The sequence below is a fragment of the Halomonas sp. AOP5-B2-8 genome, assembly GCF_052376475.1.
GTDB classification, from domain to species: Bacteria; Pseudomonadota; Gammaproteobacteria; order Pseudomonadales; family Halomonadaceae; genus Vreelandella; species Vreelandella casei.
This window is the reverse complement of the sequence record NZ_JBQSVS010000003.1, coordinates 476,406-488,698: the sequence shown is the minus strand read 5'-3', so window position 1 is coordinate 488,698 and position 12,293 is coordinate 476,406. Positions and strand designations below refer to the sequence as shown.

General features: G+C 53.4%; 15 protein-coding genes. 13 read left to right on the top strand and 2 right to left on the bottom strand.

Going from position 1 to position 12,293, the window contains the following annotated elements; genetic code table 11:
* Positions 1-247 precede the first annotated feature (247 nt).
* From ACT3RP_RS09845 to hisD, 9 genes are all read left to right on the top strand, one after another.
* On the top strand, positions 248-1,063 hold the full coding sequence (locus ACT3RP_RS09845; protein ID WP_483393712.1) for an ATP-binding cassette domain-containing protein: 816 nt from the start codon (positions 248-250) through the stop codon (positions 1,061-1,063).
* 24 nt (positions 1,064-1,087) lie between these two features.
* The gene (mlaE, locus tag ACT3RP_RS09840; protein ID WP_096280762.1) at positions 1,088-1,888 is read left to right on the top strand and encodes a lipid asymmetry maintenance ABC transporter permease subunit MlaE; all 801 of its coding nucleotides are present in this window, start codon (positions 1,088-1,090) and stop codon (positions 1,886-1,888) included.
* 16 nt (positions 1,889-1,904) lie between these two features.
* Complete coding sequence (mlaD, locus tag ACT3RP_RS09835) at positions 1,905-2,369, top strand: outer membrane lipid asymmetry maintenance protein MlaD (RefSeq protein ID WP_483393711.1); 465 nt, start codon at positions 1,905-1,907, stop codon at positions 2,367-2,369.
* A 57-nt stretch (positions 2,370-2,426) separates the two neighbouring features.
* Entirely contained in the window at positions 2,427-3,086 is a 660-nt protein-coding gene (locus ACT3RP_RS09830) for an MlaC/ttg2D family ABC transporter substrate-binding protein (RefSeq protein WP_096280757.1), read from the top strand.
* Positions 3,083-3,421 (top strand): STAS domain-containing protein, encoded by a 339-nt coding sequence (locus tag ACT3RP_RS09825; protein ID WP_441684045.1) that lies wholly within the window; start codon positions 3,083-3,085, stop codon positions 3,419-3,421. Before ACT3RP_RS09830 ends, ACT3RP_RS09825 begins: the two co-directional genes overlap by 4 nt.
* A 93-nt stretch (positions 3,422-3,514) precedes the next feature.
* A complete protein-coding gene (locus ACT3RP_RS09820) occupies positions 3,515-3,766 on the top strand; it encodes a BolA family protein (protein WP_096280750.1) in 252 nt (83 codons plus the stop codon).
* Positions 3,767-3,776: 10 nt separating this feature from the next.
* Positions 3,777-5,039 (top strand): UDP-N-acetylglucosamine 1-carboxyvinyltransferase, encoded by a 1,263-nt coding sequence (gene murA / locus ACT3RP_RS09815; RefSeq protein ID WP_301735504.1) that lies wholly within the window; start codon positions 3,777-3,779, stop codon positions 5,037-5,039.
* 18 nt (positions 5,040-5,057) lie between these two features.
* Positions 5,058-5,711, top strand: coding sequence for an ATP phosphoribosyltransferase (hisG, locus tag ACT3RP_RS09810; protein WP_096280745.1), 654 nt, complete (start codon positions 5,058-5,060; stop codon positions 5,709-5,711).
* A 13-nt stretch (positions 5,712-5,724) separates the two neighbouring features.
* Entirely contained in the window at positions 5,725-7,053 is a 1,329-nt protein-coding gene (gene hisD / locus ACT3RP_RS09805; RefSeq protein WP_441684048.1) for a histidinol dehydrogenase, read from the top strand.
* Positions 7,054-7,116: 63 nt separating this feature from the next.
* Here the strand turns inward: hisD and ACT3RP_RS09800 are convergent, their stop codons facing one another.
* Positions 7,117-8,373, bottom strand: a complete 1,257-nt coding sequence (locus ACT3RP_RS09800) for a Do family serine endopeptidase (RefSeq protein WP_441684050.1) — start codon at positions 8,371-8,373, stop codon at positions 7,117-7,119.
* A 131-nt stretch (positions 8,374-8,504) separates the two neighbouring features.
* Between ACT3RP_RS09800 and ACT3RP_RS09795 the strand changes: the two genes are divergently transcribed.
* Positions 8,505-9,266, top strand: coding sequence for a Nif3-like dinuclear metal center hexameric protein (locus ACT3RP_RS09795; protein ID WP_441684052.1), 762 nt, complete (start codon positions 8,505-8,507; stop codon positions 9,264-9,266).
* 89 nt (positions 9,267-9,355) lie between these two features.
* On the opposite strand, the gene ACT3RP_RS09790 is transcribed toward ACT3RP_RS09795, so the two are convergent.
* Positions 9,356-9,808: a Z-ring associated ZapG family protein gene (locus ACT3RP_RS09790; protein WP_441684054.1), complete on the bottom strand. Its 453-nt coding sequence runs from the start codon at positions 9,806-9,808 to the stop codon at positions 9,356-9,358.
* A gap of 204 nt (positions 9,809-10,012) precedes the next feature.
* Between ACT3RP_RS09790 and zapE the strand changes: the two genes are divergently transcribed.
* The 3 genes from zapE to rpsI all read left to right on the top strand — a co-directional run bounded on the left by zapE (position 10,013) and on the right by rpsI (position 12,215).
* A complete protein-coding gene (zapE, locus tag ACT3RP_RS09785) occupies positions 10,013-11,200 on the top strand; it encodes a cell division protein ZapE (protein WP_444671751.1) in 1,188 nt (395 codons plus the stop codon).
* Positions 11,201-11,383: 183 nt separating this feature from the next.
* Entirely contained in the window at positions 11,384-11,812 is a 429-nt protein-coding gene (gene rplM / locus ACT3RP_RS09780; RefSeq protein ID WP_096280728.1) for a 50S ribosomal protein L13, read from the top strand.
* A gap of 13 nt (positions 11,813-11,825) precedes the next feature.
* Positions 11,826-12,215 carry a 30S ribosomal protein S9 gene (rpsI, locus tag ACT3RP_RS09775; RefSeq protein WP_096280725.1) on the top strand — a complete coding sequence of 130 codons (390 nt, stop codon included), beginning with the start codon at positions 11,826-11,828 and terminating at the stop codon, positions 12,213-12,215.
* The last annotated feature ends 78 nt before the right edge of the window (positions 12,216-12,293 follow it).

The window sequence follows — 12,293 nt, the reverse complement described above, 5'->3', positions numbered from 1 at the left end:
AAAGGCGACAAGCGCTAAGAATAACATCTTGGCAGTGCTAGTAGGCAGTACTTCAGCTGCTATTGGGGCAGATGTGCTGAGATATGCTGTGCTTAATAATCGCAACATCGGTTAGCGTGATAGCGCTTAGTAGAGTTATAGTACGTTGTTCGATAATGTATTAGAACGCTGTTTTTTTAAATGCGGCAGCGGCAAGTGGCGTATAATAGTTAGCCCTAGCCGCGTCGCGCTAAGAGTCAACTGAGCTATGACAGAGACACCCTTCATAGAAATTGAAGATCTTTATTTTTCTCGTGGCGATCACGAGATTTTTCGTGGCGTCAATATGACGATTCCGCGGGGTAAAGTCACTGCTATCATGGGGCCCAGTGGCACCGGCAAGACAACGCTGCTTAAGCTCATAGGTGGCCAGTTGGCGCCGGACCGAGGACGAGTCTTAATTGATGGTCAGGACGTTCATCGCCTCTCACGCAAAGCGCTGTTCACGCTACGTAAACGCATGGGTATGCTGTTTCAGAGTGGTGCGTTATTTTCAGATTTAGACGTGTTTGAAAATGTCGCCTTTCCGCTGCGCGTGCACACCGACTTGCCCGACACGATGGTGCGTGATCTGGTGCTGCTGAAGCTGCAGGCGGTAGGTTTGCGTGGAGCGCGTGAATTAACTCCCGCGGAGCTTTCAGGCGGAATGGCGCGGCGAGTCGCCTTGGCGCGAGCCGTAGCACTAGACCCCGAGCTGGTTTTGTACGATGAGCCTTTCGTTGGTCAGGACCCTATTTCAATGGGCGTTTTGGTTCAGCTGATTAAGCGCCTCAGTCAAGCGCTACAGCTGACCTCTGTCGTGGTCTCGCACGATATTAAAGAAACCTTGAGTATTGCGGACTACCTCTATTTGATCGCTGATGGGCAGGTAGTGGCGCATGGCACGCCGCATACGCTGGATATCAACCAGGATCCACGGGTTAGTCAATTTGTTCATGGCGAGCCCGACGGTCCCGTGCCGTTTCACTACCCCGCTGAGGCGTTTTATCGCGATATTCTGGGGCAAGCCGCGCTACGACAATAGGCAAAATGTACAAAGGCAGGGTCAATGCAGTCAAAATTCTCAAACGGCACCGCGCGTATTACCCGTCTGGGGCGCAAAGGGTGCGATTTAATGGAAGCCTTAGGCCGCGCTGGGGTGTTTCTTGCCCAGTCGGCAGTCGGCGTTCCCTCTCGGGAGGGGTGGCGGTTATGGGTGCATCAAATGCACTTTGTTGGCGTACTCTCGTTGGCTATTGTGCTGGTGTCAGGGTTGTTTATCGGCATGGTGCTGGCGCTGCAGGGGTACACCATTTTGGTCGATTTTGGCGCTGAGCAAGCGCTGGGTCAAATGGTGGCGCTGTCTCTGCTGCGTGAGCTCGCGCCGGTGGTGGCCGCGCTGTTGTTTGCTGGCCGCGCCGGCTCTGCGTTGACCGCAGAAATTGGATTAATGAAAGCCACTGAGCAGTTAACCAGCATGGAGATGATTGGCGTTGATCCATTGCGCAGAGTCGTGGCGCCACGGCTGTGGGCGGGGTTCGTGTCACTGCCTATTCTGACCGTCGGGTTTAGCGTGGTGGGTATTTGGGGTGGTTATTTAGTCGGCGTTGAGTGGCTAGGCGTGTTTGAAGGCTCCTATTGGAGCAATATGCAGGCTAACGTCGCCTTCGTTAACGATGTTGGCAATGGCGTGATCAAAAGCTTGGTCTTTGCCCTGGTAGTGACGTGGATTGCTGTCTTTCAAGGATATGATCTGGTGCCTACCTCTGAAGGTATCTCACGTGCCACCACGCGCACGGTTGTGTATTCGTCGCTTGCAGTTCTGGGGCTTGATTTTGTGATGACGGCCGTTATGTTTGGCGGCCTTTGATGGGTGGAGTCGTTTCATGAGACGTAGTAAAAGCATGGAGTTTGGTGTTGGCCTGTTTATGATTGCCGGCATTTTGGGCCTGGTATTCCTCGGCTTGCGCGTCAGTGGGCTAACGCTTTCAGCGCCCTCTCAGTCGTTTCAGTTGGAAGCTAACTTTGCCAATATCGGCGGGCTAAAGCCGCGTGCGCGGGTCACCATGGCAGGCGTAACGGTAGGACGGGTAGAAAGCATTGAGCTAGACCAGCAGTGGTATGATGCCCGCGTGGTATTGAGCTTGAATAGCGAGCTTGAAGGCCTGCTGTCTAGCGACTCCATTGCCTCTATCTTAACGGCGGGCCTTCTGGGTGAGCAGTATATTGGCCTGAGCGTAGGCGGTGATCCGGACATGCTCGAAGACGGCGACTCGATTCGTGACACCCAGTCTGCGCTGGTGCTAGAAGAACTTATTCAACAATTTGTGTCCAATATGGCAAGTAGTTAATGGCAACAGGACGTTAAACGCCGTTCTCATAGGATAACGAACAGGGAGATTAAAGTGATGAAAAAAGCAAATAACGCCGTTAGCCGTTGGCTTGTCGCAGCCACCATGCTGGTTGCAATGTCGCTACCTTTTCAGGCGCTGGCGCAGTCTCAATCGCCCGAAGATATGATCCGTGACAATATAAGTTCGTTAATGGCGGATCTTGACGGTAGAGAAGACTACTACGCCAATAACTTGAATGAGCTTGAAGCGCTGGTGGATAGCAGCCTCGATCAAGTAGCTGACTTTCGCTATATCGGTGCCAGCGTCATGGGTAACTATTTCCGCAATGCCTCGCCGGAGCAGCGTAGCCGCTTTGCCGATGTGTTTCGTCAAACATTGATTGACACCTATACGCGTGGATTGGTGACCTTTGATTATGACGAGCTGCGAGTGCTGGATTCCCAGCAGGCTCAGCGCTACGACGACCAAGCTAGTGTTGCCATGGAAGTAGTTGCCAACAACGGCCAAGTGTATCCCGTGAGCTATAGCCTGAGACTTTCAGGTGGCGAATGGCGTGTGGTCAATGTAATCGTCAATGGCATTAATTTGGGCCTAACATTCCGTAATCAGTTCGACCAGGCGATGCGTGATAATAACCGCGATTATGATGCGGTCATTAATGGGTGGTCGCCCGAAGTAGGCGTTGAAGAGTTGGAACAAGGAGGCGATGCGTGACAGTGCTGTATTCGCACACTGACGTCTCTATTCACGTAGAAACCACGACTCTAAGGGTCATAGGCGACGTAAACGTAGCACTGGCGGCCGATTTGGCCGCCAGTGGCGTTAAGTGGCTGAAAAGCACTGAGCTAGACGCCGTGACGTTTGATTTTAGCGGCGTTGATAAAGCCAGCAGCGTTGCTATTAGCGTGCTGTTTGAATGGCTGCGTATTTGCCAGCAGCGTGCCATCGGCGTTGATGCGATTGATTTGTCTGAGCCGCTTAAGCGGCTAGCGTCATTGGCTGAGTTGGACGATCTAATTGAGAACCCGTCCACGGCACTAGCCGTTTAACAGTGCGGCATCGCCAAGTGCACCGCTTTTCTTTATTATGTCGACCCGCTTACGCTCATTAATCACGATGACCCCAAAGGAGTTTTCTGCCCCATGCAACCCAACGAGGTAAAAGCACTGCTTGAGTCCCGTATCGACGGATGCCAGTTTCACATCCAGGGTGAAGGCTGTAATTTTCAGGTGATTGCGGTTGGCGAAGCCTTTGACGGCCTTTCTCCGGTCAAACGTCAGCAGTTAGTTTACTCTGCGCTCAGCGACGAAATCGCTTCGGGTGCTCTCCACGCTATTAGCATCAAAACGTTTACTCCGACGCAGTGGCAAACTGCGTCGGAGAACGTTCAATAACGGCATTCCTATGGATAAATTACTCATTACCGGCAACGGGTCGGTAGACGGTGAAGTGTGGGCAAGCGGCGCTAAAAATGCAGCGCTGCCTATTCTGTGTGCCAGCCTGTTGGCCGATGGCCCCGTGATTATTGGTAATCTTCCGCATCTTCAAGATATTACCACCACGCTAGAGCTGCTAGGCCGTATGGGCGTTGAACCGGTGATGGGCGAAAAGCTGAGCATACAGCTGGATGGTTCGCAGGTTACTCACTGCCACGCGCCTTATGAACTTGTTAAAAAGATGCGTGCGTCCATCCTCGTTTTAGGCCCCTTACTGGCTCACTTTGGCAAGGCCGATGTATCGCTACCCGGCGGCTGTGCGATTGGTTCGCGTCCGGTGGATTTGCACATTCGTGGCTTAGAAGCCATGGGGGCGGAGATACGCGTTGAAGCAGGCTATATCCGTGCGCGTGTCGATGGCCGCCTGAAGGGCGCCACTATATATTTCGATACGGTAACGGTAACCGGCACCGAAAACCTGCTGATGGCTGCCACGTTGGCCGAAGGCAAAACGATTCTAGAAAACGCTGCCCGCGAGCCTGAAATTGTTGATTTGGCGCAGTGCTTGATCAAAATGGGCGCTAAAATCAGCGGCCATGGTACTGATACCATTACTATTGAGGGTGTCGAGAAGCTGCACGGCTGTGAGCACGATGTAATGCCTGATCGTATCGAAACCGGTACTTTCCTGGTCGCTGCTGCTATGACCGGTGGGCGGGTAAAGGTTAAGCGCACCCGTGCGGACATTCTTGACGCCGTTATTGCTAAGTTAGAAGAAGCCGGTGCCGAGGTTACCAGTGGCGATGACTGGATTGCATTGGATATGCATGGTCAGCGCCCCAAGGCCGTTAATATTCGCACGGCGCCTTATCCTGCTTTCCCTACCGACATGCAGGCACAGTTTGTGGCTATGAATGCGGTGGCCGTAGGCAACTCTCGCGTGGTTGAGACCATTTTTGAAAATCGCTTCATGCACGTTCAAGAGCTTAATCGAATGGGCGCTAAGATCGTACTGGAAGGTAATACGGCCTTGATTGAAGGGGTTGAAAAGCTTTCCGGCGCGCCAGTGATGGCCACCGATCTGCGTGCCTCCGCGTCGCTAGTCATCGCGGCGATGATGGCCGAGGGCGAAACGCTGGTAGATCGGATCTACCACATTGATCGTGGCTACGAATGTATCGAAGAGAAAATGCAGCTGCTGGGTGCGCGTATTCGCCGTATTCCAGGTTAAAACCGACGGGCCGACACGATGAGTAAGCAACTGATTTTAGCCCTCTCGAAGGGCCGTATTCTTGAAGAAACGCTGCCACTATTGGCCGATGCGGGTATCACGCCCGCAGAGGATCTAAGCAAAAGCCGCAAGCTGCTATTTGATACCAATCTGCCCGATGTGAAACTGGTAATTCTGCGGGCGACCGACGTGCCAACCTACGTTCAGCTAGGCGCTGCGGACGTGGGTATCGCAGGTAAAGATGTGCTGCTTGAACATGGTGCTGAAGGCCTGTATGAGCCGCTAGATCTAGATATTGCTCGCTGCAAATTGATGACGGCTGGGGTTAAGGGCCAGTTGCCTGCTCGCGCCCGGCGTCGTGTGGCGACTAAGTTTGTCAATATAGCTCGCCGTTACTATGCCGAGCAGGGGATTCAGGCTGAGGTGATCAAGCTTTACGGCGCCATGGAGCTTGCGCCCCTGATGAACCTAGCCGATGAGATTGTCGATATCGTCGATACCGGCAATACTCTGCGGGCGAACGGGATGGAGCCGCGTGAGTTCATTGCCCATATCAGTACGCGATTAGTGGTTAATAAAGCGGCCATGACAATGAAGCATGAGCGTATTCAGCCGCTCTTGGCGCGTTTAGAAAGCGCGGTCAAAAAGCGCCAGATAGCACTTGCCGATTGATCTGAGGTAATCCATGAACGAGCTCACAAGCGAACAAACTGCTGCCACGGTATCACGCCTGTCGACCAGCGCTGCTGACTTCCACCAGCGTCTTGATGCTTTGCTGGACTGGGAGGGCGTATCCGATAAAGCGGTGCAGGCACGGGTTGATGAAATTCTTGCTAGCGTTAAGCAGCATGGCGACGCTGCCGTGATCGATGCCACTAATCGTTTTGATCGCCTTTCCGCTACTTGTATGGACGAGCTGCGGTTAACGCATGAGCAGTTGAAGCACGCGTATGACCACTTGCCCGCCAGCCAGCGCGATGCGCTGACGAAGGCAGCAGAGCGAATTAAGCGCTATCACGAGCGTCAGAAGCCGAATTCTTGGCAGTATGAAGAAGCTGATGGCACGGTGTTAGGGCAAAAAGTGACGCCGCTTGATCGCGCCGGTATTTATGTTCCAGGCGGTAAGGCGGCTTACCCGTCGTCGGTACTGATGAATGCCATTCCCGCTCATGTGGCAGGGGTGCGTGAAATAGTCATGGTAGTACCCACTCCGGATGGCGTCTTAAACCAGCTGGTGCTAGCCGCGGCGCATTTGGCCGGTGTCGACTATGTATTCACTATCGGCGGTGCGCAGGCGATCGCCGCGCTCGCTTATGGTACTGAAAGCGTGCCTCGGGTCGACAAGATTGTGGGGCCGGGCAATATTTACGTCGCGACGGCTAAACGTGCGGTGTTTGGTCAGGTGGGCATTGATATGATCGCCGGTCCATCGGAGATCATGGTCGTTTCCGATGGGCAAACTGATCCTGACTGGCTGGCGATGGATTTGTTTTCTCAGGCAGAGCACGATGAAGATGCTCAGGCGCTATTAATTAGTTGGGATGCCGAGCATTTGGACGCTGTCGAGGCTGCAATTGAGCGATTACTGCCGAGTTTAGAGCGTGAAGGCATTGTGCGTGAGTCGCTGCGCAACCGCGGTGCCCTCATTCATTGCCAGGATGCCGAAGAGGCCGTGACGATCATCAATCGCGTTGCGCCAGAGCATTTAGAGCTATCGGTCACCGCGCCTGAGGCATGGCTAGACGATATTCGTCACGCCGGTGCGATCTTTATGGGGCGTTACACCGCAGAAGCTTTAGGTGATTACTGTGCCGGTCCGAATCACGTGCTACCCACGTCAGGCACCGCACGTTTCTCTTCTCCACTAGGCGTGTATGATTTTCAGAAACGTTCATCCATCATTCACTGCTCTGCTGTTGGAGCATCTGAGCTGGGCAAGATCGCTTCGGTATTGGCCAGGGGCGAGTCGTTAACGGCTCACGCACGCTCCGCTGAATACCGCATCTGCGATTAAGCTTCTCGTAGTTTTCTTTGTGAATAGTGCTGGGGGCGGATCCGCTACGCCAACGTGACACTATTATGAGTCGCGTTGGCGCGGCACGACTTCGTTAATAGGGATAGCCGGCGGCGGTCGTTCGCCCACCACTAGCGTCATGTCCATACGCTCGCCGCTACGTACGATGGTCAGCGGCAGCGAAGTGCCCGGTGGAATAGAGGCGATGTCACTCATTGCGGTACGCGCATCCAAGATAGCCTGCCCATCAACGGCGAGCAGTACGTCGCCAGGCTCCAGCCCTGCTTCGGCGGCTGGGCCATCACTGACAACCCCGGCGACGATAACGCCCTGCGGTGTTTGCAGGCCAAAAGAGGCGGCAAGCTCGCGAGAAAGTGCCTGTGCCTCGATGCCCAGCCAGCCACGAATGACGCGCCCTTGAGTGACAAGCTCATCGAGTATGCTGTGGGCGAGATTGGCAGGGATTGCAAAGCCAATACCCTGTGAGCCGCCTGAGCGCGAGAAAATAGCCGTATTGATGCCAACTAGCGCGCCGTCAGGATTGACTAAAGCACCCCCCGAGTTGCCTGGGTTGATGGCGGCATCGGTTTGTATGAAATCTTCGTAGGCATTGAGCCCTAAATGATTACGCCCAGTGGCGCTGATAATGCCCATGGTCACCGTTTGGCCCACGCCGAACGGGTTGCCGATGGCCAGCGCTACGTCACCAACCGCCACGTCTGCTGAGTCGGTCAGCTCAATCACCGGCAAATCGTCTAGCTCAATACGCAGTACTGCCAGGTCGCTTTCAGGATCAGTCCCAATCACTTCAGCTAGCGTCTCACGTCCATCGCGTAAGGCCACTTGTATCTCATCAGCTCCGTTGATGACATGGTGATTAGTGAGCACATAGCCATCGTCACTCACGATAACGCCAGAGCCCAGGCTCGAAAGCATGCGCTGATGGGTGGTCGTATCATCGCCCTGGTCATCAAAGAACTGCTGGAAAAAAGGATCAGACATCAGCGGATGCTGGTCGCGCTCTACAATGCGCGAAGAGTAAATGTTGACGACGGCGGGGGCAGCTTGATCCACCGCATATGAGTAGCTAGAAGGTCCTTGGTTACGCGCCATCGGTTCTGCTTGGTGTATCTCGGGAGCGGGGCGATTGGGGCTTGGTTCGACAACGGCCGGTACCGTGACCACTGCTGGGGCGGGTGCTTGCGGCGCTGGGCTTTGAAACGGGTTCGATAATAGATCTGGGAGCCCCGGTAAGATCAGCAAAGCGATCAATACGCCAGTGATGACTGGCCATAAATAAGGCAGCACATAGCGTCTCATGCAAAAAATTCCTTAACGAGTCAGTCTTGCCAATCGTGACAAAAGAAGCGAGTTTAACAATGGCCGTATGGTAACACTTTCTTAGCGAGTTCCTCACGGGTGCAATTCAACCATTAACGAAAGGAGTCAGCATGATATATCGCGACCAACTAGTGGCAGCCTGTGATCATCAGCTGCGCGCGGCCCAATTCAAAGACTTTACGATTAATGGGCTGCAGGTCGCAGGCACTGACTGTGTTAAGCGTGTGATGACGGGCGTGACGGCCTGCCAAGCGCTGCTGGACGAAGCGGTCGCTTGGAAGGCAGACATGGTGCTGGTGCATCACGGCTACTTTTGGAAAAACGAGCCTGTTGCGATTACCGGTATGAAGCAGAAACGCATCAAAACGCTGCTCGATCATGGGATTAATTTACTCGCTTATCACTTGCCCCTTGATGCGCATGCAGAGTTAGGTAATAACGCCGAGCTGGCTAGGCGTCTGGGTTGGAAAGTTGAGGGGTGCATTGATGGTGAGCTGGGGGAAGGGCTCTTATGGTCTGGGCGTTTAACTCAGCCGAGCTCGATACACGCGTTAGCTGCACAAATCACGCAGTCGTTGCAGCGTGAGCCGCTGGTGGTTGAAGCGCCGCAAGTGGGCGAAATTGAGCGTATTGCTTGGTGCACAGGCGGGGCTCAAGACATGATTGCCTCTGCGTGTGAAGCCGGTGCGCAGGTGTTTGTATCGGGTGAGATATCGGAGCGAACCACGCATCTTGCGCGCGAAATGGGGATTCATTATATCGCCGCGGGCCATCATGCTACCGAGCGTTACGGTATTCAGGCGCTGGGGGAGTGGCTGGCCGATGAGTATGCGATCGAACACCGGTTTGTGGATATTGATAATCCTGCCTAGAGGCCTTCCTAACCAATGGGCCCCGGCGCGTTTTTAGCCATCAGTCGCGAATAACGGCTTTTGACGGCTGTCGGGGCCTGCTATATCGATTAATAGCGTGGTGGCTGGGGAGTGGCTACCTCATGGCTTTTTAAGCCGAAATTTTCGGATAGCGTGCCACCTTTGCCGTCAGCGTAATCACGCGGCATCGCGGGCGTGGTGTTATCTTCTGACGGTTGCTGCTTTGAATTGATACCGGAAAGATCAAGGCTGTGCTGAATGGTAGCATCCCGAATGTTCCATTCCTCGGCATCCTCTTTGAGCTGAAGCTCCAGCTGGTTAGCTTCATCACGAATATTGCTGAGACGTTCATAGATGCCGGTTAAATGGCTGCCTACGCTGGTCTTCATTTCGGCGATTTGATGTTCGCGTTCAAGTAGCTGCTGGCGCATGGAGGCCGTCTCGCGCTGGCTTTTGCTGAATAGGCGATAGCAGCCCATTCCGATAATAAAACCGACGATAAGACCGATAACAGCAAAGATTAATGGTGAGCTTGCGTCCACAGTGTTCTCCCTGGCGCCTTGTATATAACAGCCGACGTTATTAGCCAGCTGTTGTGAACTAACAGACTGCCATTATAGGCGTCAGTCCGCTAGTCGGGTCAATCCGCTCATGCGTTATGGTGCCTCAGTGGGTATAATCGCAGCCTTTTAAGGCGGGTAGTAACGATTGTGGCTACCGCTTTGCACGCTGTAGGAGGCGATTGCATGTCATCAACATCTGCTGCGGGTAGGTCTGTGCCAAAAGCGCGTCCTGCGACGCCTATAGAGCGCTATCGCGCGGACTTAGAACGCGATGATTTTCAATATGATGCAGCGCAAGAGTTAGCGGTAAAGCACTTGCAGCGACTTTACGATGAGCTTGTCGCGGCGCCAACAACCATGCCCAAGGCGTTGGTTGCCCACAAGGGGCTTAAAGCCAAAATGGCGGGGCTAATGGGAAAGAAGTCTTCTTCTTCGCGTGAGCCCATGTTGCCTCAGGTGAAAGGGCTCTACTTTTGGGGCGGTGTAGGGCGTGGAAAGACCTACTTAGTCGATACATTTTATGAGGCGCTGCCTTTTTCCGACAAAATGCGCACTCACTTTCATCGCTTTATGCAGCGCGTTCACAATGAGCTGACGCACTATAAAGGCGAAAAAAACCCCTTAACACTGATTGCTGGAAAGTTTGCGACCGAGTATCGAGTGATCTGCTTTGATGAGTTTTTTGTCAAAGATATTACCGACGCAATGATTCTTTCCAACCTGCTGGAAGCGCTCTTTGAACGAGGTGTGGTGTTGGTCGCGACCTCTAATATCGTGCCTGACGATTTGTACAAAGAAGGACTGCAGCGGGCGCGTTTCCTACCGGCTATCGAACTTATTAATCGTCATTGTGACGTGGTGAATGTGGACTCTGGCGTGGACTACCGGTTGCGAGCGCTAGAGCGTGCCGCCATTTTTTACTCGCCGCTGGATGATTTGGCTGAGCGTGAGCTGTCGCGAAGCTTCAGAGAGATAGCAGGGCATGAGGGCGAGTCAGACGCCTCGTTAGAGATAAATGGTCGCGTGCTAAAAGCGCGCCGACTGCATGAAGATATTGCTTGGTTTGAGTTTTTAGAGCTATGTGATGGCCCGCGCAGCCAGAATGACTACATTGAGCTGGCGCGAGAGTTTCATACCGTACTGGTGTCTAACGTTGTGCGTATGGATGCCAAAACGGATGATCAGGCGCGCCGTTTTGTCAATATGGTCGATGAGTTTTATGATCGCGGCGTCAAGCTACTGATGTCGGCAGAGGTGTCCGTCGAGCAGCTGTATAGCGGTGGAAAGCTGACATTTGAGTTCCAGCGTACTCTCTCACGCCTACAAGAAATGCAGTCGCAGGAGTATCTGGCGTTAGCACATAAACCCTAGCCATTGCCGATAGTGTAAAAAAGTGGTGATGCGGCTTAACTTGTCTCGGTCCTTGCTGTAGAATGCCGCCTCGCTACACGTTGCTTGCAATTTGCAATGCAAGCAACCAAGAAAAATAGGGATGGTGCTTCGCCGTGTAAGCGGTGTGAGTCGCCCAATACATTTAATCTGGTGATTTCATCCATGAAGACGTTCAGTGCTAAGCCTGAGTCCGTCCAGCGCGACTGGTATGTTGTCGACGCTAAGGACAAAACGCTCGGTCGTCTGGCAACCGAGATTGCTCGCCGCTTACGTGGCAAGCATAAGCCCGAATTTACCCCTCACGTTGATACTGGCGACTACATTGTCGTGATCAACGCAGAGAAAGTCCACGTGACCGGTAACAAGGCGAAGGCTAAAACCTACTATCGCCACACTGGTTACCCGGGCGGTCTGCGCTCTATGACATTCGACAAAATGCTTGATCATGCCCCTGAGCGCATCATCGAGTCTGCCGTTAAAGGCATGTTGCCGAAAGGTCCTTTGGGCCGCGCCATGTACACTAAATTGAAAGTGTACGCCGGTGCTGAGCATCCGCATGCTGCCCAACAGCCGCTTGAACTGAACATCTGAGGAAATCTTCGCCATGACACAGCAGTATTACGGTACCGGGCGCCGCAAGACTTCCACCGCTCGCGTGTTTATGAAGCCGGGCTCTGGTAAAATTACCGTCAACAATCAAGACCTTGACCTTTATTTTGGTCGTGTAACGGGTCGTATGGTTGTTCGTCAGCCGCTTGAGTTGACTGAAACGGTAAGCCAGTTTGACATCTTTGTGACTGTCGCTGGTGGCGGTGGCTCTTCTCAAGCTGGCGCCATTCGTCACGGCATTACTCGCGCCCTGATGAACTACAACGAAGACCTTCGTCCTTCGCTACGTGCCGCTGGCTACGTAACGCGTGACGCACGTCAAGTTGAGCGTAAGAAGGTTGGTCTACGCAAAGCACGTCGTCGTCCGCAGTTCTCCAAGCGCTAATTTTAACCAGCGCTGCAAAACGCCCAGGTCATCGACCTGGGCGTTTTTTATTGGAATCTCAAAAAGATAGGCTGTCCG

What these genes read in the sequence shown, in the direction of transcription:
- ACT3RP_RS09845 (WP_483393712.1), top strand. Translation starts at nt 248, where the DNA reads ATGACAGAGACACCCTTCATAGAAATTGAAGATCTTTATTTTTCTCGT.
- mlaE (WP_096280762.1), top strand. Translation starts at nt 1,088, where the DNA reads ATGCAGTCAAAATTCTCAAACGGCACCGCGCGTATTACCCGTCTGGGG.
- mlaD (WP_483393711.1), top strand. Translation starts at nt 1,905, where the DNA reads ATGAGACGTAGTAAAAGCATGGAGTTTGGTGTTGGCCTGTTTATGATT.
- ACT3RP_RS09830 (WP_096280757.1), top strand. Translation starts at nt 2,427, where the DNA reads ATGAAAAAAGCAAATAACGCCGTTAGCCGTTGGCTTGTCGCAGCCACC.
- ACT3RP_RS09820 (WP_096280750.1), top strand. Translation starts at nt 3,515, where the DNA reads ATGCAACCCAACGAGGTAAAAGCACTGCTTGAGTCCCGTATCGACGGA.
- murA (WP_301735504.1), top strand. Translation starts at nt 3,777, where the DNA reads ATGGATAAATTACTCATTACCGGCAACGGGTCGGTAGACGGTGAAGTG.
- hisG (WP_096280745.1), top strand. Translation starts at nt 5,058, where the DNA reads ATGAGTAAGCAACTGATTTTAGCCCTCTCGAAGGGCCGTATTCTTGAA.
- hisD (WP_441684048.1), top strand. Translation starts at nt 5,725, where the DNA reads ATGAACGAGCTCACAAGCGAACAAACTGCTGCCACGGTATCACGCCTG.
- ACT3RP_RS09800 (WP_441684050.1), bottom strand. Translation starts at nt 8,373, where the DNA reads ATGAGACGCTATGTGCTGCCTTATTTATGGCCAGTCATCACTGGCGTA.
- ACT3RP_RS09795 (WP_441684052.1), top strand. Translation starts at nt 8,505, where the DNA reads ATGATATATCGCGACCAACTAGTGGCAGCCTGTGATCATCAGCTGCGC.
- zapE (WP_444671751.1), top strand. Translation starts at nt 10,013, where the DNA reads ATGTCATCAACATCTGCTGCGGGTAGGTCTGTGCCAAAAGCGCGTCCT.
- rplM (WP_096280728.1), top strand. Translation starts at nt 11,384, where the DNA reads ATGAAGACGTTCAGTGCTAAGCCTGAGTCCGTCCAGCGCGACTGGTAT.
- rpsI (WP_096280725.1), top strand. Translation starts at nt 11,826, where the DNA reads ATGACACAGCAGTATTACGGTACCGGGCGCCGCAAGACTTCCACCGCT.